The sequence below is a fragment of the Halioglobus sp. Uisw_031 genome, assembly GCF_047729875.1.
Lineage (GTDB): Bacteria > Pseudomonadota > Gammaproteobacteria > Pseudomonadales > Halieaceae > Marimicrobium.
Window position 1 is genome coordinate 1,132,449 of record NZ_CP159826.1, and the last position, 24,131, is coordinate 1,156,579.

Sequence of the window (24,131 nt, forward strand, 5' to 3'; positions counted from 1 at the left end):
CTATGCGCTTAAAGCATGACCCTATTTTTTTTAAATTCGTTCAAGACGTAACGGCAAATCATCCATGGGTTTTGGCATAGGGATCATCATGAGTTTGGGGTTGTAATCGTCGGGCACACTAAAACGATAACGGAGTAAGAACTGGTGCAGGAAACACTTTACCTGCATGCCGGCAAAATGTAGGCCTATACACTTATGAGCACCGCCGCCAAACGGTGTGAAGGCAAAATTATTACGCTTGTGTTCAGCACGTTCTGGCGAGAAGCGATCTGGATCAAAACGCTCGGGGTCGGTCCACCATGTCGGGTCACGGTAATTATACAATAGAGGCATATAAATTAGCGTGTTCGGCGGAATAGTGTAGCCCTCAATTTCACATTCACGAATACTCCGCCGCCAGGTCATCGGAATCGACGGGTGCAGACGCTGGGCCTCCAATAGCACATTATCAAAATCTACCAGACTTTCGAGGTCGTCATAATCGAGGCAATCTTTAGACAAGGCCTGTGACTGTTTTCGTAGGCGTTCTTGCCATTGAGGGTTTTTTGCCAACTCCATAATGATATTGGTCAATGAGGACGCCGTGGTGTCATGAGCGGCCATCAGCAAGAAATTGATATGATCAACAATTTGTTGGTCGCTAAAGAAACTGCCATCTGGTTGTTTCTCTTTGCTCAGGTAGCTCAAAAAATCTTTGCTTACAGCGGTTTCGCGGCGCAGTGGTATCAGGCTTTCGTAGTGCTGCTTTAGATTGCGTAATGCGCGTTTTGCCTTTGCCCACTTTGTACCGGGAATTTCTTTCTGGATGATGCCCACCATCCCGTCAAACATATCGACAAAGTTGCGGTTAAGTATCTCTATCTCGTCCTTGCTTTCGACCCCAATAAAGATACTGGCGGAGGTCGTTAACAAACACTGTTTAACATGGGGAAAGAACTTAAAATCATCAACCTCGCTCCATAGTGGAATATGTGCGGCAATGATGTCGTTTATCTGCAGGGTATATTGTCTCATCGGCTCTGCTTTGAACGCAGTCTGGAAAAGCCGACGTTGTGTTTTGTGCTCGTCAAAGTCAATTAACAGAAGGCCGCCAGAGAAGAATCTTCCAATGGTATTCTCAAAGGCTTTTTCGTTTGAAAAGTTTCTGTGTGGATCTAGGAAAACCGCTTTAACCACCTCGGGGTTCGCCACAAAAACACCTTTACTGCCGGCTATATTGAGCTTCGCAATGGGACCATATTTTTCCCGGAGTTTGATGGAAAGCCCTCGCAAGTCGCTAAACACCCACGGCAAATGGCCAATAATGGGTAAGCCGAAAGTGCCCGGTATATGATCCAGATCGGTGCAGTTGGGCTGGGTTTTATAGTCGTATCCGGGCGGGAGCACTTCACTGTTAACTTTCATAGGCTGTTGGCGGTTTCTCAAAATGGCGGTGGTAGCAGTGGTGACTATATTATCTAGAACGCGGGCCTCTAGCCAATGGAAAGAGGCCTTCGGCGGCTATTTTTCTGATAAATTGAGTTGTTTGAACGCAGTTGTCTTGGCCCATCGATAGTCTGGCTTGCCCGAGGGCGAACGTATCACCTTGGCAACCTGCAATACATGTCGTGGCACTTTGTAACCAGCGATTGTCTTGCGGCAGTGATCTTGAATATCCTTGAGACTTGGCAATACCGCACTCTCGCGCAACTCAACTAAGGCGCAGACTGCGGCTCCCCAGCGTTCATCTGGTACCCCAATAACGGTGACATCGAGTATGTCTGGGTGACCTTTTACGGCCGAGTCGACTTCCTCGGAAAATATTTTTTCACCCCCGGAATTAATGCACTGAGAGCCACGCCCCAGCATCGTGATCGTACCATCAGCCTCAAATATGGCTGAATCACCACTGAGCGCATAACGCTTTCCATCGGCAGCGGTGACAAACGTTTCGGCTGTCTTCACTGCATCATTATAGTATCCAAGTGGAATAAAGCCCGTGCGGGCGACGACACCCTCCTTCTTGCTGCCCGGCTTTAATGCTTCCAGTGTATCCATGTCGAGCACGGTGGCGCCTTGGCCAGGCTTAACGGTTGGCCCACCCTTCATTGTTTGCCCCTTGGCAGCCATCAAGATGCCCCCTCCGCCAATCTCAGAAGAGCCAATCGAGTCAATAATCATCACGTTGTGAAACGTGTCAAAAAATTCATCTTTAACGACCTGTGAAAACACCACTGCAGAACTGGCCAGTAGGAAAAATGACGAGACATCAATCTCAGTTTTGAACGACTTGTAAGCCTCTATCAGTGGACGCGCCATAGCGTCGCCGGTAATAAACAGGCCATTGATTTTTTCCCTTTCAATCAATTTCCATGTTTCCACTGGGTCAAATGTCCTGGACAGGACAACTCGGTGACCTTCAAAGCCGCGGCCTATTACTGCCCACTGGGATGCGCCGTGCATCAGCGGTGCCAGCGGGAACATGGTCATCTGACCGCTTTCGCCTCGCTTTACTACTTCCATCGGGCTGGTGACGACATCGCCCGTGGTCTGGTCAACGCCACCTCCAAGTGCAAAGAAAACATCCTCCTGACGCCATACGACGCCCTTGGGCATCCCAGTAGTGCCGCCGGTATAGATAATGTAATGATCGTCACCGGAGCGCGGGGGGAAATCCCGTTCAGGAGAATTCGCGGTCATTGCCGTCTCATAGTCGGCAATGTGAATGCCATCGCTACTCGCGTTGCTGTGATCTTCAATGACCACTGTATGATGCAGCGCTGGCAGGCTGTCGATAACATTTACCACGCGCGGCAGGAACTCTCTGGCGACCACTAGTGCTGTTAGGTCAGCATTAGCGAAAATATAGGCCAGCTCATCTTCGACATAGCGAAAGTTGATGTTGATCCACACTGCGCGAATTTTGAACACAGCCCACAATGTCTCAACCCATTCCATACAGTTGTAGGCATAGATTCCTACGTGATCGCCAGGTTGCACACCCTGGGACTGCAAATGGTGTGCGAGACGGTTGGCCCTCGCCTCCATTTCCTCGAACGTGCATCGTTTATGGTCTGCAACAAGGTATTCACGCTTCGGGTATGTATCTACAGCGAGTTCGAACACATCCGCCAGGTTATAACTGGGTTTTTCCCGCATATTAAATTCTACCCTTGGATTTCTGACAGATTAAACTGTCTCGTCAACTCAAGCACCATCAAACCTCTGAAATGTGCCTTGTTAACGTCTCGGAGTTTGGAAAATCGCACTATCCACAGGCCTTTTGGGTATCAGTCATAAAGCTAATGTGGATTGTATGCGGAAGAAAACACGTGAGTATGGCATGATAAAGCCAATGGATGACGGAGCTTAACGTGCTAAAAGCACTCTTTCTCGATCTCGACGACACACTGTGCGATACCTCTAGTGCGAATGGGCAGGCCATGCGGTTAATGGCAGAATCGCTGCAGGCGCAGTATGGCATTGACTTCGACGGGCAAGCCTTTTCGCGTGCCTATGTTCAGTGCATTTATCGCAACTGGAGCGCTAGTCAGCGCGCAGACTATACCCCCATCATAGAGCAGCAGAGTGAAAGCGCGTTTCGTGTGCAGTTGATCCGCGACTTATTAGCGGGGCAGGGTGTGCAGAGCGTGACTGAAGTGGAGGCTCAATCTGTGCAACATAAATTTGACAGAGATCGCCTGCAAGCCTTTGGCTTTTATGCTGGAATAACTGAATTTTTAGCCGAAGCTCGAAAGCTTTTCACATTGGTCGTGATTACGAATGGACCTGAGTATTCACAGATACCTAAAGTAGAGACGGTCAATCTGGCTGCGCATGTCGATCACATCATTATTGGTGGGCAGGAGCCAGAGCAGAAGCCAGCCCGTTCGATATTCGATAAAGCGCTTAAACTTGCCGGCTGTGAGGCACACGAAGCTATACACGTGGGTGATAGTTTAGCCGCAGACATCGCAGGAGCGCACAACAGTGGTATCACGTCGGTGTGGATTCAACACCAACAGCCACTGGATGCTGAACTGGGTATTGATCCCCACCACACTGTATTGCACCCACGTGAAATACCGGGGTTAATTCGTGAGTTACATCGGGATTAAGCGCGCGACAGTTTTGCGCGGATATCTTGCTCCACCATGTATAACACCGGCAGCAGGACGAGAGATACGAGCCCGCCAAACACAATGCCCCATGCCATACTCATGACCATCGGGGTGATATAGCTGTTTTCACCCATGATCCCGTAAGCCGTGGGAAATAGACCGACGGCCGTAGTGACGGAGGTGATGAGAATTGGCCTGAAGCGACGATGGGCTATGCCTGCCACTTCAGTCACGGATAAAGGCACACCTCGCTCACGACGCTCTTCATTAATGGTGTGCAGCAGTACCAGAGAGTCGTTGACCAATACGCCTATCAGTCCTATGACCCCGGTTATTGCCATCATCCCTAGGGACAAGCCCTGCAAGCTGTAACACAGTACTACTCCTACTAGGCCAAAAGGTATACACAGCATGATTAGCAATGGCTGCGACAGGGAATTGAACAGGATAACCAACACAGCAAAAATCGACAGCAGGCAGATAAAAGTTGCAGTCCCCAAGTCTCCAAGGGCCTCTGACTGTTCTTCCATTTCGCCCCCTTGGTTCAGGCGCAGTTGCGGATAGATATCGTTCCAATGCTGCAGCGCAATCCACTGGGCAAGTTCCGTATTAATCTGCTGCACACTGGTTTGGTCGGTATCGATTTCACCGTACACCGTAACCGTGCGCTTACCCAGATAATGTTTGATATCTGCTTCACCCGGATGCAGCGAAAAACTCGCAATCGCGTTGAGGTAAATCGCCTGCCCGTCATCATTGACCACGGCTAAATTCTCAAGCGTTTGTAGTTTTCCCGCGGCCGCTAACGGTAGTTGCAAGCGATAGCTTACGCGCTCATCCAGTGTCTGCAACTCATCGACTACGAGGCCATCTACCGCAATTCGCATCGCAGTAATCAGGTGCTCCATCGTCAAGCCACGCGCTTTCAGCAGCGCGTGATTGACCTCCAGTTCAATAACATCCTTGCCTGGAGTGGCGCTAGTCCAAGTGTTTGTAACCGCCGTGTGAGCGCCTAAAAAATCACCGATACGACCTGCCACGTCATAGCGTTCATCGCCGCTGCTGATGACCTCCACCTGAATGGGTTTCCCGGCCACGGGAACGTCAGTCTGAGCCTGCACGACCAGCGATTTAAAGCCGGATTGTTGTGCAGCCCAGTCCTGCATTTCACTTACAACGTCATAGGTGTTGGTGTTCCCTGAGCGTCGCCCTAGCGGCTCTAGCTGCAATGCGACTAGAGCCCACGCATGGTTGCGACCTTCGGTAGCGCCATAGAAATCTGTGTCGTGATGGCCAATCTGGCTGGTAATAGCCAGCAAGTCTTCCGCGACCACAAACTGACGCAGGTCTTTTTCCAGTTGAGACACTTTAGCCACTGTTTCGTCAAAGCGACTGCCCACCGGCAGTTCAACTTTGACATGCACTGTATCAATATCAATGTCCGGAAATAGACTAAACTTGATCGTGAGGGCGCCCAGTGTCATTACAGCGATAAACATGATTAAAAATAATATCAGGGTGCGATAACGGTGCCGTAACCAGACAGTAATGGTGCGATGGTAAAACGCATGTAAACGATCGAATGCGGGGCGTACTGGATCCTTTGCGCGCATCGGGACGCCCGCCAAATGGCTGGGCAGCAGACAAAGGCTTTCAAACAGCGAGGCACACAATAATATGATGACACTTGCAGGAAGGAACCACATAAATTCGCCACTGATGCCGCCGAGAAAGAGTAACGGAGCGAATGCCAGCATAGTGGTGAGGGCACTAAAAATAACCGGCTGAGATACCTGCGCCGCGCCCTGAATGCTCGCCTCTTTACGATCCATGCCGGCGCTGCGCAGTCGCTGTGTATTTTCGCTGACCACGACTGCGTCGTCGACCAGAACGCCCATAATTAAAATGATGGCCGTTAGACTCATGGCATTGATGGTCACATCAATCGATGCCATGAGCAGGAAAGCGAGGCAAACAGCAAAGGGAATGCCCAGAGTCACCCATAGGGCGAAGCGCACTTGCAAGAAGTAGCACAACAGCAGTAATACGGACATGAGCCCCAGCAGCGCGTTGCCTCCAAGGACATCCAGCATATTGACAGTTAGCCGTGAAATATCTGCCACCATCACTAATTCCACGCCCTGCGGCAGCGACACGCTGTCGACGAACGCGCGCACATTAGCCGCTGTATGAAGCTCATCAGAAAGGGTTTTTTTACGCGCCTGTAGAGCAATACTTAAGCGGCCATTGACCCGAGTTTGTACGTCCCAATCCTCGTAGTCACTGACAAACGTCGCCACATCTCGCAGCAATACGGTGTTGCCAGGGGCACCTGATCGCACCACGACTGTTTCTATCTCACGCGGATCGCGGAACTGGCCTATAGCAATGATATTCTTCTCTGTCATGAATGAATCGACCGCGCCGCCACTGTCACGCTTATTTCGCGCGCGAATCGCCGTTATAATTTCGTTGTGACTGATGCCTAATTTGGCCAATTTTGCTGAATTCAGCATGATGCGCACTTCTGGCCGACGGTAGCCGCGTTTTTCCACGCTGGCGATACCCTCCACCTCGCGCAGGCCATCGGCTACATTGCGAGCAACATCGCGTAACAGCGCCTCCGGCACGTCACCCGTTATGTGTACCTCCATCACGGGTGTCACCAGAGTTGAAAGTTCTTCAATCCTAGGTTTTTCTGGCAAGTCCTGCGGCAAACGCGCAAAGGCACGGTCAACAGCCTGTTGAATATTGCGCATGATCTCTTGCTTCTCTGCTGCGTCTAGATCGAGGCTGACCGTGATAACTGATAGGTTTTCCATGCTGTTGGAGTAGACTTTTTTAACGCCGTCGACTTCCAGCAATTCCTCTTCCAGCGGCAGGGTGATGGCCAGTTCGATCTCCTCCGGTCCGGCGCCGGCTTTTATGGTGGTGATGTTTACCACGCCCATGTCCACAGCGGGGTTGTACTCATAGCGCATGTCGGCAATGGTAAGAAAGCCCATGGCGAATACCATCACCATGATCATGGTGACAACCAATGGTCTATCGACGAACCAGCGCGTAAGTTCTCGCATGACGACTAATCTTCGCTCACAATGCTGACGACTGTACCCTCCAGCAGCCGCTCCTGGCCGCTGATAACCACCAGATCGCCCGGTGCAACCCCGTCGAGAATATGTAGCCGTTGGCCAAATCCTGCCGCTAGCATTGGCTCGCGCATTCGCGCAACACTGCGCTGTGCGTCTTCCTCCACAATAAACACCACGCGTCGACGATCTCGGTCCACGAGTGCCGACTCTGGTAGCAGTAGGACATCGGGTATGTTGATGCCCTCGAGGACAGCTGTTGCGGTCATACCAGGTCGCAAGGCGTCCGTTTCATCAGTCAAAATAAGTTTCACTGGAAAGTTGCCTGTATCGGGGTCTGCACTGACACCCACCCACTCTATGCTGGCCTGAAATTCCCTGCCAGCCAGTCCAGCGGCGATGACCCGTGCTTTGCCTCCGGCCCGAATATGACGGATATCGGCTTCGCTGACCCACGTATGCACACGCAATTCCTGCATCGCCTGCAGGGTAATGAGGCTGGCGCCGACCATTACAGCCTCTCCTACTTCTACGGCTTGTATATCGACAAGACCGGTCGTGGGACTATAAATACGCGTATCAGCGAGTTCGCGCGCAGCCAGCTGCTGGCTGACCAGCGCCTGCTGGTAAGTTGCCGTGGCAGCGTCGACGGTCAGCTGTGCGTTATCAAGCACTTCCTTAGAAATTGTCTCCTGTTCGGAAAGGTTGCGCCGCCGCTGCAGCTTCAGTTGCGCTTCTTCTAGCGCGGCTCGGGTGCGATTGACCTGCTGTTCTGACTGCTGCAGGGCCAACTGACGTTTTTGCGGGTCCAGCTCCAACAGCAACTGTCCCGCTTCAACCGGGTCCCCTTCGTTGACGTGCACTGCCTGCACTGTGCCAGACAGTTCTGCAGCGACATTGACTTCCTCCAGCGCCTCCACGACACCAAAGGTGCGTATGTTGCCCTGCCACACTTGGATGTTGAGTTCTTGCACCGTAACGTCTACCACCGGCGCAACAGTGGGCGCCTCTGCTGCGGGCGCAGGCTCTTCTGAGCAAGCACCAAGCACCAGCGATAAGGTGATAAGAAGCAGTGAGCGCAGTGAGCGCAGTGATGCCGGCCGGATATTACCCTGTGCTCGATGGGCATAGCCTTTGAAGGTGATTGATCTGATGGTCAACGCTATTTCTCCTGCCTGACAGTTATCTTATCGCGACCATATCCTAACGCTTGAGGGAAAAGAATCCACACAATAAAAGTTACCATTGAGCAAGAATATAATAATACCTCTCAAGAGCTTCCGCGCTAGGCTTCTATCGGGAAAGGCTTGGGTGGCGTTTTTTCGCAGATTATCCAGTTCGCAGTGAAGTACTCACCGTTGCCACAGGATGTGCGCAGGTCTTTGTGCTTATCTTCAGCGTTATTCTGGCGCCGGTCGGATACATTTGTCTGTGATTGTTGACCGTTTTAGTCATATATTCGCCAAGTTAGTCGCCATATTATCGTCAGACGGTCATGTAATTTAGAGACAGTAGCCCCAAGCTGCTAAACGTAAGACCACAGATCTCAATACAATGTACTAGGTTTTAACAGGCCTATTGTTCAACCTCACCCGCAGAAGGTAGAGAACTATGAAAGGCTATAAAATTTTCACACTACGCAAAACCGCCCTCGCCGCAGCGTTATCAATAGCGGCCGCGCCGAGTGTGGCCCAACTGGTGCTGGAGGAGGTGGTTGTGACCGCCCAAAAGCGCTCAGAAAACGTACAGGACATTGCTGCTACGGTTAACGTGATCAGCGGCAAGGACATTGAGAAGTATCAGGCATTTGATTTCAGTTCAATTCAGCAACAGACCGCTGGGTTGACGCTTGCCAGTCCCAATGCCCGTAACAATATTATCGCCATGCGCGGGGTCAGCGTGGATCCGGAGTCTGGCACGGCTACCGCGGTGGATACGTATTGGAATGATGCGATTGTGCGGCCTGACGTAGCGTTTACTCAAATGTACGATCTGGAACGTATAGAAATTTTGCGCGGTCCCCAGGGTACCCTGCAAGGCCGTACCTCTCCGGCGGGCGCCATTAACATCATTACCAAGCGAGCCGATGTTGACGAAGCTGAAGGCTATATACAGCTCTCCGCTGCGGACAACGATGGATTGAATGCTCAGGTCGCCTATGGTGCGCCACTTATAGAGGGGACGTTGGCTGTTCGCGTGGCCGCTGATTACGACAGAAGCAATGGTCCAAATATTCAGAATCTCACTACCGGCTTCGATGATCAGGAATACGAAACGAAATCTGGCAGGATTAGTGCGGCATGGAACGTCACCGACACGTTTAACACGCAACTCATCTATCAATACCTCGATCAGGATCTGGACGACCCCAAAGCAATGTCCGGGGTTGACCAGCAAGGTGGTCGTCCCACACTGGTTCCTACTGACCTTAAAGCGCTGGCCCTCACTAATGATACTGCGGAGCTGGATTTTAACGTTGCCAATCTGGTCATGGACTGGGAAGTGTTGAATCATGAGGTGACGGGTATTGTTGGCTACACCGACTCCAGTAAAAAGGCGTACACCGCCGCTGACCGGGCAGATTCATTGCGCTACTTCGTGCCGGCTACTACCGCACCTACCTACCAAAACTCGCAAACGGACGTCACGTCGTACTCCTACGAACTGAGGTTAGCCTCTCAGGACAACGACTTCTGGGACTACCTGGTGGGCGTTTACTACCAAGATCAAAACACCGATACGACATTTTACGCCAATTCAGTTCTATTGACCCAACTCCCTGGGGTAGGCTTCAAAACGAAATCGGTACTCCCTGTTAACGCCAACAACTTTGCCATATTCACTTTCAACACCTTGCAATTAACCCAGGATATTCAGTTAGAGGCAGGCCTGCGCTGGACGAAGTATGACGGCTATGCTCAGGCTACCGTGAATTATGGGGGTGCAAATGACCCAGGGCCTCTCCCTTCCAAGGAGGTTGTCAACGACCTCTTTGCACCCAGATTTCCGATTGTAGGTATTTCGAACCCCAACACGAATGCCAATGCGGTCACGGGCTCTTTGAAGCTGCGCTATGAATGGCGTGATGAAGTCTCGCTTTATGCGGCATATAATCGGGGCTATCGGCCAGGTGGCACTTCCATCGTGCCCTCGCCCAACATTGAGTTGCTGCCGGATCCCGATGCTTTCCTCACCTATGACGAGGAAACAAGTGACGCCATAGAATTGGGCGCCAAAAGCACCTTGTGGGACGATCGAGCCACTCTCAATGTAGCCTTGTATTACCAAAAATTCGACGGCTATTTAGGCTTTACGCGCGGTATTCAAGTGCTTAATGACGCAGGTGAGCCGGTCGATCTTCCTGGCGGCGTTGTCTACAACGGCGACGCTAATATCTGGGGAATCGAATTCGAGGGCAAGGTTTTGCTGAGTGAAAGATGGGATGCCGGCGGCGCGCTAAGTTACAGCAAGGGTGAGTGGGATGGTGCCACGCAACCGTGCAATGATCGCATAGGCAATGAGGTGATTGGTTCTTGTGATATTGATGGCCAGCCTATAGGGGGTGAGCCAGAGTGGTCACTGTCACTGAACTCGGAATACTTCTATCCATTGAAGTCAACCGAGGTTTATCTCCGCGGCCTGTTTAAGTATACGGATGACCGCCTTAACACGGATGCCTCCGCGGGTATTGGTAATGTCCGCAGCGAATTTAGTTCTTACCAGACACTGGATTTGTTTACCGGTTTGCGCAGCAACGATTTCGCTTGGGATGTGTCGCTCTGGGTCAAGAACGTCACTGACGAAGACGAGGTTATTTATCAGCAGGGGCCGGACCAATACGATATCGCTCTCAGCGGTGGGTCGTATACCCAAACGAATATCCTTCGTGAGCGCACGTTCGGCATGACCGCCCGCTATAATTTCTAATAGACATTTCGGCGGTTACACAAGAATCCCAGACGGCCGGCGCATTTAGCACGGCCGTATTTGCAACACCTGAAACTAAAGAGATCCGCCTAATGAAGGTCATTTTTTTGGCTAGCCTGGCCGTGCTTTTGTCGACTGTAGCGCAGGCTCAGGAGGTTAACATGCCTCCACAAAACCCGCATCTTGCGAATTCTAGCTACTCGATGGGACACGGTAACCCGTCGCAGCAGGACGCCGTTTCCCAGTCGGGCCCGTCCGGCCCTTCACAGACTTTGCGGCCTGATCAGATTGAGTATCAGCACACTGGACCTGCACATTTCGGTGCTGCCACTTCCGGAGTTTACCCCGACGGCAAGCGCGTATTCTGGAGCAACGGCATTGATCGCATTGTCAAAATAGATTACGACAGCTGGGAAGTGGTGTCCGAGTACTTTTTTCCTGGGGTTGAGGTGTACGATGAGGAACGTGCCAACGAGTCGATCGCTGACTTCAACGCGAATAACAACGGCGTGTTCGCGTTGGTGCGTGCCTTTAGAGAAATGAGCAAACTACGTGACCTGTCCAACCTTTATACTGTGCTGGGGGCGGACCATATCTATTACGTGGGTAGTAAGACGGGCTTAATTACCGCCTACGGTGATGCCGACCCCAATGACTCGAGTTCGGCAATCGTCAAGAAAGCTGAGTTTCAGTTGCCGCCCGATTTGACCGGACCGGTTATGGGTTTGAATATGACCTACGACGGCTGGCTGATCGCTGCCACAGAGCACGGGTATATTGCGGCGGTAAAGTCTGATTTCAGTGAGGCACACACTGTTCGTTTACACTTCAGTGAGGGCGCCGAGGAAAAGGAAACAGGCGCTACGGGTAAGGGCTGGATTCGTAACGGCTTCGCTATCGATGACGATGGGGGAATCTACATCGCATCACAAGACCATATGCACAAGGTTATTTGGACCGGTGATGGGCTCAGTGTCGATGAGAAAGAGGGCGCATGGACGGCTCGTTATCTGAACAGTTGGGGCCAAGGTACTGGTGCGACGCCATCACTGATGGGCTTTGGAGAGGAAGACCCATTCGTAGTGATCACCGACGGTGAAAACCTGATGAATGTGGTGTTGTTTTGGCGTAACGATATTCCTACAGACTGGAAGCAGTTAAAAGACACGCCAGACCGTCGGATAGCAGGGATGTTGCCGGCAGATATGGGTGATCCGGAGCTGGCTGCTCTGCAATCGGAGCAATCTGTCATTGTTAAGGGCTATGGTGCGCTGGTGGTGAATAACACGCCGCGCAACATTCCTTGGTATTTGCCGGAGCGGGCCAGCACGCTGATGATCAGCATGGCCGGCAGCAATCCAGAGTATCAGCCCTACGGCGTACAAAAATTTGAGTGGAATCCAGCCCTGCGTCGTTTAGAGAATGGCTGGGTAAACACGGATATTAGCTCGCCTTCTAGTGTGCCAATGGCGAGCATGGGATCCGACAGTGTCTACCTCATCGGCGCGCGCGACAATCAATGGACGCTGGAAGCGCTCGACTGGGCTACGGGAGAATCTGAATTCTATTATGTTATCGGGGGGCAGCGCTACAATGTGTTATTTTCTGGGACTTTATTGGATGAGGATGGCCGCATCCACTATGGCACTCCTTGGGGCCGTGTTCGGCTGAATACGAAAATCGAGCCCTAGTCTCCGCGTGGCATTCAAGTTTTTGAGGTGAGCATGATGAACAAAGACCTGACTTTAGAAGTTAATGACGGCATTGGCCTGATTACGTTCAATCGCGCTGAGGCGTTGAACACGTTCAATGCTGCTATACAAGAGGGTCTGGGAGAAGCGTATCGTCTTTGCGACGAAGACGATGCGGTGCGAGTGATCGTTCTCACGGGTGCTGGGAAAGCGTTTTGTGCGGGGGCTGATCTGAGTGCGGGTGGTGATACCTTTGGTGCCGAAGGGGAGATGGACTTTAGCTCCTGTCCGCTGAGTGTTCAGGCCTGGGACCTGCGTAAGCCAGTGATTGCTGCCGTCAACGGACATGCTCTAGGCGTTGGGCTTGGTATTGCGATGCAGGCCGATATTCGCGTGTTCGCGCAGGAGGGGAAGTATGGGTTTTTACAAAATCGTCGCGGCGCGCTAGTGGATTTTGCGATGGAATATTTCCTTCCACGATTAATTGGGTTCGAGCGTGCGTTCGAGTTGATTGTAAGAGCACAGAAGTTGAGCGGTGCAGAGGCCTTAGAGTGGGGTTTGGCAAGCCGCGTTGTGCCTGCCGATGAGGTGTTGGAGTGTGCGCTTGAAATTGCACGGGATATGGCAGTGAACTGCTCACCGCTGGTAATGGGTATGCATAAGCGTTTGCTGTGGAAGGGCCTAGATATGAAGCGGGATGATCTTGTCGAGTGGGAGACCCGTGCATTGCACGACACACTGTCTCGTCCGGATGCAATGGAGGGCGGTATGGCGTGGTTTGAAAAACGCAGCCCGCAATGGACTTCCAGCGTACCAAAGGACTGGCCCTCAGATTTAATGGATGGCGAATAAAATAAAAGTCGCTATGTTACTGATGTTCAATTTACTGTGTGCGTGAACTGATTCATTGCGCAGCCTTTTCTATTTAGGCGCGCCGGTGTCAGTCATTCTTGAGGCAAAAACCGCCCAGCCACCATTTTGGCGAACAATCATAGGTTAGTCGACCTCTCTCTCCATGTTGTGCATCCAATATTCTTTCAGTTTTTTTGCTTGGGGCCATGCCACGCGCGGGTTCTTCCTGCAACTGGTCCAACGGGATTGGGTAACTCGCCCAGTCCTTAGGAGCACGCCACCCCGGCGGCGCCACTAAATAGCTTCTGGTGCCATTAATGGGATGTAGGGCGCGCCAGTCGTGAATCTTTATTGATAAATCTGCAACAATCTCAGGGTATGTCTGAGCGAGGTTATTGTATTCGTTGGGGTCGTCCTGAATCTTGAACAGATAATTGGTAACCGTCGTTTCCAGTTGGTCCTGATCGATTTCCTGTACCAGCTTCCAGGTATCGTTGAATGCGGTGAGATTGAAGTGCCCGGCGATAGGCGTTTCGGACGCAAAATAGATGAAGTCCTCGCGCGGCATCGCTGTGCCATTGGCAATTGCTGACCAAAGACTCTGGCCATCAAGCGCCCTTCGATTTTTTGGGATGACACCGCTTGCCTCTGCCAGAGTTGGAAAGACATCCATTGCTGTCATGATTTGGGTCATCTTTTCTCCGGCAGGTACATGTCCAGGCCAACGTATGATGGATACTACGCGGATGCCGCCCTCAAAAGTTTCACCTTTCCCTCCGCGCAGCGGAGCATTGTCGGCACCGCCAACGGAATATGCGGCGCCGCCGTTGTCACTGAAGAAAAGAACGATTGTGTTGTCTGTTATTTGCTCTTCATCCAGCGTATTAAGTACCTGACCAATGGCCTGGTCCATTCCGTCTACGACCGCCGCATACATGGGTCGTGCGCTGTCCATCATGAGTAACTTAGATATGAGCCGGGTGTCATCCGTATTTTTCGCTCGTGCTGGAGCTAGGTCAGTGTTGATGTCTTTGTATTTTTCCTGCAATTCCAGCGGCGCATCAAGCGGCGTATGGGGTGCGATGAACGGCATATAAATTAAAAAAGGCTTTGTCTTATCACGCTCCTGTATGTAGCGGGATACCTCATCTGCCAGTAGAAACGATTCATAACCCTGATCGTCTATTGAAACGCCATTGCGCTGGAAGTCCTTGCCTCCCTGATTAGCAAACGGCGGATAAAAGCCCACCTCGGTGTGCAGGTGCCCATAAAAGTGCTCAAAGCCACGGTTGTTAGGGTGGTAGGTCATCTGCGCATGCCCCAAGTGCCATTTGCCCACCATGGCGGTCTGGTATCCTGCGGCTAGGAAAGATTCGGGCAAAAAGTGCTCGTCCGGATGGATACCGTTGTTATCCCAGGGCAGTATTACACCGTAGGCCACACCGAGGCGCATGGGGTCGCGCCCTGTCATTAGTGCTGCCCGGGTCGGGGAGCAAATGGGTGTGGTGTAGAACCGATTGAGTTCCGTGCCTTCTGCCGCCAGACGGTTTAGCGACGGTGTGTCGATATCACCACCGTGAAAACCAACATCATTCCAGCCAAGGTCGTCGGCTACGATAATAACAACATTGGGCTGTTCAGCCGTGGCAGGCGCCATCGCGCCAAAGGACAAAAAAATTGCCGCTAACATCTTCGTGTGTAGTCGTGTCAATATAATCATGAGGAGCTCCATCCTTCTACTTTTTTGGCTCAACTTCGGGAACGCGTGGTCAAAACGTTAAGGTGCAGTGTCAAGCTGCGACTTCAGCCAGTAAATCTCGTAATCGTTGCGCAGTCCATTTTCGGCGCGCTCCAACAACTCGACCAATGCCTGGCCTCTTAGCGCCAAAGCGCTAGCGTTTTGTGGATCACCCGCAAGGGCTATTTCCGTGATGTGCAGCGTCTTAACCGGCTCACCTTGGATAAGGTAATTATTGGCTAGCGCAATCAGGTTCTCGTTGCCCGCTATTTGTGCAAGGTCTGCATAGACATCTTGAGCAGGTATGGGGTAAAGCTCTGTGGTACTTTCGAAGCGAAACCAACCCATGTAATACTCCCAGATGCTCTTCACCGCCCAATCCACGCGGCCGTGATTCTGGACCAGCTCGAGGTTAGCCGGCAATTTTATTTCCTTCATCAATTGGTTAACGGTCTTGCCAGCATTCATCCCCGCAATGGTCTCGTCATGCACGTATTGTACGGCGTCTCGTATGCGCTGCATGCCCTTCCGAATCTTCTCTGCGCCTATTGTGGGGTCGAGGTGGCTGGGGAGAATAACGTCAGGATTCAAGGCAATAAGTCGGTCAAGAGATTTTATGTATTCAACCGGTTTTCGAACCTTTTCACCACGCATGGTGAAGATGTTGGGAAATTGAGGGAACTGGGGGCCGAAGAAATCGCCACTGATTAATACTTTTTGCTGCGGTAGCCAGAGCACAGCGTTATCTGCGCCCTCAGCGCCTGGTGCTCCTATCACTTGGAACTCTATGCCACCCAGAGTAAATGCATAGGTTTCCCAATCATCCACGGTAATCGTGGGCACAATACCGCCATAGCGCATCAATGCGATATCTGGTCGGTCCTCCCAGGCAGGCATCCAGGGAAACAACGTGCGATTACGGCCGTATTGGTAGGGTTGCAGTTCAGAGAGATAGCGCTGTTCTTCTTCAAAATTTTGATGGGCAATAATGTCAGTGCCCTCGTCCATCCAGAACCGTGTGCCGCCAATATGGTCTGCGTGGGAATGGCTGAGTATGATATAACGCACGTCCGCATCTGACACGGTATCCTTCAGTATTTGCAACTGGTTAGCCGACTGTATGACCAGTCCTGTGTCGAACAGGACAACGCCCTCGCTGGTGGTAATCATAATGGTGTTGCCGACGCCCGTGGCGTAGTGAATATTTTCGGCTACTTCACGCACCTCGATAGGACGTTTGATGAGGTCGACTGCTGCACCATGAGTTCCTTCTCCGCTGGCACTGGCCAAACGTTTGGTAGCGACATCTCCGATCACTGCCATGCTTTGAATTTCTGCCTCCTGCTTTAACTTACGTGCGACGTCTTCGTCAAAATAAATCCAAAGTGCACCTGCGCAAACCACGGCGATGCAGAATAGGATTACTGTTCCGATCGCGCCGCTCTGTTTTCGCTTAGTGGGATTCATTGCAATAACGCCTCTTTCAAAATATTAGTCGATGCAAAACGGATGAAAATCGGGGAGGACCAAGCGCGTTGTTCAGCGGGCGCCAGACAGTCCTCGCTTGCCGGTGTGCGATAGTCGCCATAGCAAGGATTGACCGCGATGCATTCTCCCTCCTCTGAGTATTCGCAGCGGAGGTTGTTAGCGTTGATCATGGGCGTCGCCTGCTGGATGGCGCGTGCGTAATAAATGGATTCTCGTTCGCCCTCGACAAAGCCCTCATCTTCAAACTCTATGCTACAGCCCATCGCGTCGCCAGAACAATCGAAGGTCCGCCAGGGATCTTCAATCAATTGATCCAAAGGCTCATTCGAGGTCGCCTGAGGCCGGATGCGAATGACTTCAATGCGATCGATGGCATGCCGCTCACTAGAGGGATTATAGCACTCGCCGCCACACAGCCATTGCAGTCGTTTCTCTCCGAGACCATTAAGGGCGTGAGCAGGGCAACCGGGATCTTGCTTAAATGCGCCTACCGCGTTAACGCGAAAACGCGGGTTGGTTGCGGATTCAGTCTCGGAGCCCATGGGTGTTGAGTGTTTTACTTGCAATAAATCAAACCATAGAAGAATACGGTCTCCCGAAGTACCATAGACCTGCTTGCGTTTTAGTCCGTCCCATATAGCTTCTCGACTGCGTCCCTCACTGTGCACCGCAACCAGACCTCCGCTGAGCCAGAAGGAGTTTTGTCGCTCCATGTTGCGCAGGTTGATCAGGCCAACACCGTCAATGTCCAGCGGTATGGAGTAGGGCATCGGGCCGAGTTGGTCGCCCTGTGCCGCGTTATCGAAGCGTTTGCTCGGCGCGCCGAAGGTCTCGGTGGTTCGTTTGCGTTGGATTTGTTTATACCCAGTGCCAGCCATTGCGCGATGATTATCGCTAGAGCCTATGAATCCAAATCGAAAATTGAAGGGTTCCTGCGGTTGCTCAAAATCAGTAATTGACAGTGCGTACTGAGCCGAGGTGCCCGGGCGGTGATCCATGGGCGTGAGAAAGCAGTCCGGGCAGTTGCCGCAGTCCAGCCAGTCAGTCACCTGCTGGCCGGGGACAGTGAGATGCCCAGATATCCCTGCGGCAACAAAATTTTTCCGGGCATTGGCGGCGCGAAGTTCACAGGCTTTCGAAGCGACACCCTCAGCGGAACATCGCTCGGCGATTATTTCACCAGCTCGCCAGCAGCAGGGAAGATAGTCATCGGAGGGGGCAGGGCAGTATCGTTCACCATTGCCGTCTTTTTTGAGCGCACGCCAATCTCGGTACTCTTCGGAGTTGCCGTGGCCCGAATATACTTCAAACAGAATTTGTCGTTTCGGGTCGTGCTGCTGGCGATTCAGCTGTTTGTCGAAAGTCGTGGTTGCTGGGGTATTCATCCCCCAGCTGGTGCCATGAGGAATGACGATGCTGTCAAAGCCCCACTCGTCTAACTTGGTAAATAACGCTCTTGGATCGGCGGCTAATTCAAGACAGTCTGCGGGCAGTTCTCGTGTGTTTATGCCTTGCTCACACAGTGGTGTATTTTCGATCTCATCGTAGTATCCCTGTATGCCTAAATAGAAGGCGCGATTCTCGAAGTCGGTGAGGGCGAGCATCATTTGCGCGGCGATACCCAATGGCGCTTTGGCAAGCTGTGCACGTGGCGCGGCGATGGCTCGCGCGGGCACCAGCTCATCTGTTGTGTCTAAAAACATGATGTTCTTATGGCCATAGTGTTTCCCCGGGTCAGTATTGACTTGGCTCCATTCCCACCCTAGAAAAGACACGAGGTCGGGGTTTTCGGGGTCTCCCGATACCGCGTTGCATTCGCGAATACTTTGCTTTGTTTCTTCCCAGAGGCGCGGGGTGATGCTTTCGGCATGGTCGTTAATGGACCAGAAGTCCAGATTAGAACAGTAGCGCGCAAAATCGCAGGCATCTGCCGGAGACTTCAAGCCGCTGCCCCCCATGACAGGCAGGGACATAATGAAGGCATCCGAGGAAAAGGTGGTGTGAACGTGCAGATCACCGAAGACAATCTGCTGCTCGATGTTGTTTTGGCGTTTTCCAGAATCTGTTTCTGCGTGCGATGGAGCGACGCTGCCCTGTCGAGCTAGCTTGTGGGATAACTGTATTGGGGGAATAGGGCCTCCCACGATAACACCCCGGTCCTGGGGCTTACTGCAGCCCGAAAGCAATCCCACGCATATTAACAACGCTGTTAGAGTAGACATTCGTAACGTTGGTTGCATTCAATCCCATTCGTCGGCACGTACTAGAAACACGTTACGGTACAATGGCCTTGTCCACCATGTTCTTGTCGGCCAAATATATATTGCGCGAATTTTCTATTAGACCTGGGGTCCGTTCCGGTAATGCGATGATTGTCGTTTTAGTGACGTCTGAGGTCGGGGCAATGATTCGATGGAGAAATGGCATCTTGTGCAGTAGCACAAAGCTCACAACTCGTTAAATGAGCCTGCCCGGCCGATAAAGCTACCAATACGAGGCTTACCGTTTATGGGCCTGATCGGGCTGCTGTTACTTTTGCGCAGTTGAGCCCGTCAATGAACGTTGCCAAGCATTTCCCCACATTTAATTTAGCGGAGTTCCTTCTCTACTTTTTGCAAAGCATCGGGCTGAAGATTGTCTTTGATGGCGCTGGAGGTTGCCGTGACAGTGGCTGCGACTATGACACCTGTGAACATAATTCCAGTCCATGCGATCAATATGGCAAGTATTTTGGATAGGCGTGTCAGCGGGCGTATGTCGCCGTAGCCGACGGTAAATCCTGTGATGAATGCCCAATAGATTGAGTCAAAAGCAGTCCATCTTTCTTTGCGGCTAACGATCAAGGCCAGAAGGATAATAACAGTGATCAGAGACAGTAAAATGGGTGCACCCAAGTATAGTGTTTTGAGAAATAACTCAGTGAAGGTGATGGTGAATTCCATAGCTAGTCTTACTCCCGTTGATGATCAACTCTGCAAATATCTGCATTAAATGAACAGGTATATTCAGAACCTCATGATAGTCGTGTCAAGGCTTGGGTTGAACAATGTTAGCCCTATCGGCATTGTCAATCCTAGGCGCTAGAAGATTAGTAGCCCTTTGCGCTTCAACTATTGTAGCCTGATACTCGATAGTGCAAGCTATGGGTATGGTTTATAGTAATCTGTGGATTTTATCGCTGCATCTGCTGGTTCTGGTAGCGGTAGTTGTGCGTGTTTTGCAGCGGCCGCATAGGGCGCCGGCCTCACGGATTGCGTGGCTTGTTGTCGTATTGGCTTTACCTGTGATCGGAATAGTCGCCTACCTGATGCTGGGCGAAACCCATATAGGGCGTCGCAACCAGAAGGCCATGCTAGCTAAGCTTGGAGAGGAGCACTACAGCGAGTACTTCATTGACGAAAATGCGGATGAATCTATCGGTATACCTTCCCGCTATGTGCACTTGTTTCGAGTGGGACGCTCCATCAGTAATTTTGCTCCTGTGGCAGGCAATAGTGCACAGTTGATGCGGGACTCAGCCGCGACCATCGACAGTATGGTGTCAGATATTGATGCTGCACGCAGTGAGGTTAACTTACTGTTCTATATCTGGCTTAATGACAATAGCGGTGTGCGCGTTGCTGAGGCCCTTAAACGCGCCGCCAGTCGTGGAGTGACTTGTCGGGCTATCGTCGACGGTTTAGGGTCGCGGGTGTTGACCAAGTCCCGGCTCTGGCGAGAGATGGGTGCTGCGGGCGTTTGTACTGCGGTAGCACTGCCTCTAGGCAATGTCTTTCTGCGCCCTTTGCAGGGGCGCGTTGATTTGCGAAATCATCGAAAAATAGTCGTTGTTGACGGTCAAATTACGTATTGCGGTAGCCAAAACTGCGCAGATAAGGAGTTCAGGCCCAAGGCAAAATATGGGCCTTGGGTCGATTCCGTTGTGCGAATGGAAGGTCCAATCGCGAGACAAAATCAAATACTGTTTACGGCCGACTGGCACCTTTGCACAAATGAGGTTATAGGCAGTCCAACTGAACAGCCGCAGACCCCTGAGGCAGAGACTGTTGTGGCTCAGGTGATTGCGAGTGGACCCACTCTGCGTCATTCGGCGATGGAAGAGGTGTTCATCTCCCTGATGTTTTCAGCACGTCATGAGTTGACGATCTCTACCCCCTATTATGTGCCCAATCAGCCGATGCAGGCAGCCCTGTGCGCTGCCGCGTACCGAGGGGTGCAAACAACGCTTATTTTACCTGCTAGAAATGATTCCAGAGAAGTGGCCGGAGCCAGCCGCAGTTACTATGCTGAATTACTGGAAGCGGGGGTAGATATTCGCGAATACGTGGGTGGGTTGTTACACAGTAAAACGCTGACACTGGACGGCGAAATTACCCTGATCGGGTCAGCGAATATGGATAGGCGCAGCTTTGATCTCAATTTCGAAAATAATATTTTGATCTATGACCCTGAGCTGACGCAAACTGTGCGTGCGCGGCAGCGGGATTATATTGATAGCGCCAACAGAATAACCTTGGAGCAGGTAGAAAAATGGTCGCTAACCCGATGTCTTTGGAACAACTCAGTCGCGATGTTGGGGCCTATACTATAACGTCTTACTGTATTTCAGGGTCACAAAAAAGGGACGTTCACGAACACTGCGTCTCAATGGCGCATTGAGTGTTTTGGTGCGTCCGGATACAGTGTTAGTGATGGACATCCGTGCTGACCTTCTACGACTCTTGGTTAAAAAGCAATGGATGCTTCAAGGCCATAGGTACGTGGCGCTCCTAAGACATAGGAGCCGGCTCCCAAAGACTCAGTGTTTGAAAAGCCGCCCTGAAAATAGTTTTCATCAGCCAGATTATCAATAAAAAACCATAGTTGAATATCATCATTGTCGATTGGTGTGTAGCCGAGTCGGAAGCTCCATAACGTGACATCGTCGATAGTGGTACGATCCCGAAACTGCGAATCCCAAGCCGTTGCATCCAGACCGGTATACAGAGAGTCTCGGTAATACATTGATAGTCGCGGTGCAAACTCACCAATTTCGGTCGGCAGGATAATCATTGCCGAAAGTGAATAAGTCAGTTTTGGTATTGCGGCAAAATCTTCAGCTGAGCGATCTATTGTTGACTGCACCGGTGGAATGGCTGCGGTATCAACATCAGACGCGATAAACTCATCGTAGCTCGCATCGGTATAACTGGTCGTTGCAGTCAGGACGACATTGGGCACAGGAAGCACCGTCAACTCCATTTCGAAGCCTTGTATGGTTGCCGCGCCCGCGTTGTCGATGAACAGCAAAATGTCGGCAAAAGATTGGCCCTGTTCCGTTATTCGAATTTGAATATCATCGTAATCCATGTAATAAAGCGCAGTATTAAAACGGAGACGCTGATCAAATGCGTCCACTTTTAGTCCGATTTCGTAGTTGGTCACGTTCTCTGGTTCGAATTGTGATATCTCAAGTCCCTTCATTTCAAACCCGCCGGATTTGAAGCCTTTGCTATAGGTCAGATACAGCAGAGTACTGTCAAATACAGTGTTTTCCAAATACCTATCGGGAAGGCTGAACGCGCTGGTAAGGGTCGGAGTCCATTTTGACCACTCCTTGTCTCCCTTTGCCTTGCCGTTGTCTCCCGCGAGTCGAACGGGTAAAACGGACGGTGGATTTTCATAAAAGCCACTGGGGTCCGTTAGCCCTAGGACGTCAAACGCACACAGATCAGTAGCGCCAGGGACTAAATTAGCGCTTAGAATAGCCTTACAATCTGGTTCGAATAAAGTCGCATCGCGCTGACGTTTCTCTATGGTATATCGGGCACCCGCTGTCAGTTGATACCAGTCTGTGATCTGGTAAGTGCCCTGAGCAAAAAAAGCAAAACTGTCATTGGTAAGATCACTGCTGGTCCCGATGATCTTCGGTATGAGTGTTGTCACATTGGCCTTATAGGAGTAGCCCCTGTCACCGACCATATTGCCCGACATGCTATTGTCTATCTCTTCTCTGGCAACAAAGATCCCCGTTGTGTATGAGAGCCGATTATCAAGGGCTCTGCCGGTAAGCTGTAACTCCTCGCTGTATTGATTGCGTTGTTCATCATCGGGCAGCGAGAAATCGCCATATCCTGATGCCAGTGAAGCTTCCAAGCCTATGCGGACAGCGAGGGGTCCAGTTTCAACGCCTGCTATGTCTGTTGCGTCACTGTCATTCACAATGCCAATATTGTTTTGATGGCTCCATGCAGTGATGCTCTTGATTTCAAAATTTTTGTACTCCCAGTTTAGCGTTAATCCAACAATCTGGCTGGTCATCTCAAATGTGGAAGGCCCATTGATGAGCACTTTGTGATCTTTGGACTCTGCTTCACTGCTCCGGCAGCGAGACTCATAGGACTTCGGTGCGGTAAACCCGGGCCAGGTAAATGTGTTAAACACGCTGTCCGGATTCTGAAAGAAACAGGTTAATCCTGCACCTTTTTCATCGGTTTTTGACCAGTAGTAGAACAGGTCAGTATTAAAGGCGTTAGAGGGCTGCCAATAAAGACGCGCCGTTGCACCGAGGCGATCCTGATCACCATATTCTTCACCGTCGTAGGTGCTCTTCAGATAGCCATCCATATGCGTGCTCTTGAGGCTAATGCTGGTTGCCAGAGTGTCAGCGTTTAGCGGTATGTTCGTGCTTATCTTGAAATCACGGCGGCCATAATTGCCAAGCCGGGTAGACACTGTGGTTTCTAGGGCATTGGTGTGCGGTTTTTTGGTGGTGACCAGCAAGGCACCACCGGTATTGTTTTTGCCAAAGAGGGTCCCCTGTGGGCCGCGCAATACCTGTATCGATTCAGTGTCCATAAGGTCCAGTAACTGGCTGTCGGTGCGCGCGATATAAATCGAATTGATATAAACACCCACGCCGGGATCAAGTGCTGCTAATGACTCTTTCTGGCCGACGCCGCGGATGAATATAGAGGGCGCTTTATTGCCCATTTCGCTGAGATTAAGACCGGGCACTGATTCCTGTAGGTCGCGGATATCGGCAATGCCAGCAACTTTCAGCGCTTCATCAGAGAAGGCTGAAATAGCGATAGGTGTCTCTTGGATTCGCTCCACTCGTTTTCGGGCTGTGATGATCACTTCTTCCTGCATCAGTCGCTGCTGAGAACTATTGGACGTAGGGCTATCAGCTTTTATTGATGCTGCGGAGTAGGATAAAAAAATGATTAAAAAAAGTAGTAATTTTCTCATTGAAAATATTGCGCCA

At 51.3% G+C, this 24,131-nt stretch carries 14 protein-coding genes; 5 read left to right on the plus strand and 9 right to left on the minus strand.

Annotated elements, in window-relative coordinates; genetic code table 11:
- Positions 1-30: 30 nt before the first annotated feature.
- Together ABXT62_RS05205 and ABXT62_RS05210 are read right to left on the minus strand one after the other, a co-directional pair.
- Complete coding sequence (locus ABXT62_RS05205; protein WP_415357543.1) at positions 31-1,404, minus strand: cytochrome P450; 1,374 nt, start codon at positions 1,402-1,404, stop codon at positions 31-33.
- A gap of 96 nt (positions 1,405-1,500) precedes the next feature.
- Positions 1,501-3,138 carry an acyl-CoA synthetase gene (locus ABXT62_RS05210; RefSeq protein ID WP_415357544.1) on the minus strand — a complete coding sequence of 546 codons (1,638 nt, stop codon included), beginning with the start codon at positions 3,136-3,138 and terminating at the stop codon, positions 1,501-1,503.
- Between the two features lie 215 nt (positions 3,139-3,353).
- Between ABXT62_RS05210 and ABXT62_RS05215 the strand changes: the two genes are divergently transcribed.
- Positions 3,354-4,097 (plus strand): HAD family hydrolase, encoded by a 744-nt coding sequence (locus ABXT62_RS05215; RefSeq protein ID WP_415357545.1) that lies wholly within the window; start codon positions 3,354-3,356, stop codon positions 4,095-4,097.
- Here ABXT62_RS05215 and ABXT62_RS05220 read toward each other — a convergent pair.
- Positions 4,094-7,177 carry an efflux RND transporter permease subunit gene (locus tag ABXT62_RS05220; RefSeq protein ID WP_415357546.1) on the minus strand — a complete coding sequence of 1,028 codons (3,084 nt, stop codon included), beginning with the start codon at positions 7,175-7,177 and terminating at the stop codon, positions 4,094-4,096. The genes ABXT62_RS05215 and ABXT62_RS05220 overlap by 4 nt on opposite strands.
- A 5-nt stretch (positions 7,178-7,182) precedes the next feature.
- Positions 7,183-8,349, minus strand: coding sequence for an efflux RND transporter periplasmic adaptor subunit (locus tag ABXT62_RS05225; protein WP_415357547.1), 1,167 nt, complete (start codon positions 8,347-8,349; stop codon positions 7,183-7,185).
- 451 nt (positions 8,350-8,800) lie between these two features.
- Between ABXT62_RS05225 and ABXT62_RS05230 the strand changes: the two genes are divergently transcribed.
- The 3 genes from ABXT62_RS05230 (at position 8,801) to ABXT62_RS05240 (ending at position 13,659) form a co-directional block, all read left to right on the plus strand.
- Positions 8,801-11,116 carry a TonB-dependent receptor gene (locus ABXT62_RS05230; protein ID WP_415357548.1) on the plus strand — a complete coding sequence of 772 codons (2,316 nt, stop codon included), beginning with the start codon at positions 8,801-8,803 and terminating at the stop codon, positions 11,114-11,116.
- Between the two features lie 92 nt (positions 11,117-11,208).
- Entirely contained in the window at positions 11,209-12,807 is a 1,599-nt protein-coding gene (locus ABXT62_RS05235) for a hypothetical protein (RefSeq protein WP_415357549.1), read from the plus strand.
- Positions 12,808-12,840: 33 nt separating this feature from the next.
- Positions 12,841-13,659: an enoyl-CoA hydratase/isomerase family protein gene (locus ABXT62_RS05240; protein ID WP_415357550.1), complete on the plus strand. Its 819-nt coding sequence runs from the start codon at positions 12,841-12,843 to the stop codon at positions 13,657-13,659.
- Positions 13,660-13,747: 88 nt separating this feature from the next.
- Here the strand turns inward: ABXT62_RS05240 and ABXT62_RS05245 are convergent, their stop codons facing one another.
- The 4 genes from ABXT62_RS05245 to ABXT62_RS05260 form a co-directional block, all read right to left on the minus strand.
- Positions 13,748-15,379 (minus strand): arylsulfatase B, encoded by a 1,632-nt coding sequence (locus ABXT62_RS05245; protein WP_415357551.1) that lies wholly within the window; start codon positions 15,377-15,379, stop codon positions 13,748-13,750.
- A gap of 57 nt (positions 15,380-15,436) precedes the next feature.
- Positions 15,437-16,864 (minus strand): MBL fold metallo-hydrolase, encoded by a 1,428-nt coding sequence (locus ABXT62_RS05250; protein ID WP_415357552.1) that lies wholly within the window; start codon positions 16,862-16,864, stop codon positions 15,437-15,439.
- Positions 16,861-19,029, minus strand: coding sequence for a DUF3604 domain-containing protein (locus tag ABXT62_RS05255; protein WP_415357553.1), 2,169 nt, complete (start codon positions 19,027-19,029; stop codon positions 16,861-16,863). The genes ABXT62_RS05250 and ABXT62_RS05255 overlap by 4 nt, the downstream gene beginning before the upstream one ends.
- A gap of 444 nt (positions 19,030-19,473) precedes the next feature.
- Entirely contained in the window at positions 19,474-19,827 is a 354-nt protein-coding gene (locus tag ABXT62_RS05260) for a potassium channel family protein (RefSeq protein ID WP_415357554.1), read from the minus strand.
- A 200-nt stretch (positions 19,828-20,027) separates the two neighbouring features.
- Here ABXT62_RS05260 and cls point away from each other — a divergent pair, with 200 nt between their 5' ends.
- A complete protein-coding gene (gene cls, locus ABXT62_RS05265) occupies positions 20,028-21,476 on the plus strand; it encodes a cardiolipin synthase (protein ID WP_415357555.1) in 1,449 nt (482 codons plus the stop codon).
- A gap of 134 nt (positions 21,477-21,610) precedes the next feature.
- Here cls and ABXT62_RS05270 read toward each other — a convergent pair whose 3' ends face one another.
- Positions 21,611-24,115, minus strand: coding sequence for a TonB-dependent receptor (locus tag ABXT62_RS05270; RefSeq protein ID WP_415357556.1), 2,505 nt, complete (start codon positions 24,113-24,115; stop codon positions 21,611-21,613).
- Positions 24,116-24,131 lie beyond the last annotated feature (16 nt).

Excerpts from the sequence above, each read along its gene's own strand:
- ABXT62_RS05210 (WP_415357544.1), bottom strand. The coding sequence starts at position 3,138 with ATGCGGGAAAAACCCAGTTATAACCTGGCGGATGTGTTCGAACTCGCT.
- ABXT62_RS05220 (WP_415357546.1), bottom strand. The coding sequence starts at position 7,177 with ATGCGAGAACTTACGCGCTGGTTCGTCGATAGACCATTGGTTGTCACC.
- ABXT62_RS05245 (WP_415357551.1), bottom strand. The coding sequence starts at position 15,379 with ATGATTATATTGACACGACTACACACGAAGATGTTAGCGGCAATTTTT.
- ABXT62_RS05235 (WP_415357549.1), top strand. The coding sequence starts at position 11,209 with ATGAAGGTCATTTTTTTGGCTAGCCTGGCCGTGCTTTTGTCGACTGTA.
- ABXT62_RS05205 (WP_415357543.1), bottom strand. The coding sequence starts at position 1,404 with ATGAAAGTTAACAGTGAAGTGCTCCCGCCCGGATACGACTATAAAACC.
- ABXT62_RS05230 (WP_415357548.1), top strand. The coding sequence starts at position 8,801 with ATGAAAGGCTATAAAATTTTCACACTACGCAAAACCGCCCTCGCCGCA.
- ABXT62_RS05270 (WP_415357556.1), bottom strand. The coding sequence starts at position 24,115 with ATGAGAAAATTACTACTTTTTTTAATCATTTTTTTATCCTACTCCGCA.
- ABXT62_RS05260 (WP_415357554.1), bottom strand. The coding sequence starts at position 19,827 with ATGGAATTCACCATCACCTTCACTGAGTTATTTCTCAAAACACTATAC.
- ABXT62_RS05250 (WP_415357552.1), bottom strand. The coding sequence starts at position 16,864 with ATGAATCCCACTAAGCGAAAACAGAGCGGCGCGATCGGAACAGTAATC.
- cls (WP_415357555.1), top strand. The coding sequence starts at position 20,028 with ATGGGTATGGTTTATAGTAATCTGTGGATTTTATCGCTGCATCTGCTG.
- ABXT62_RS05240 (WP_415357550.1), top strand. The coding sequence starts at position 12,841 with ATGATGAACAAAGACCTGACTTTAGAAGTTAATGACGGCATTGGCCTG.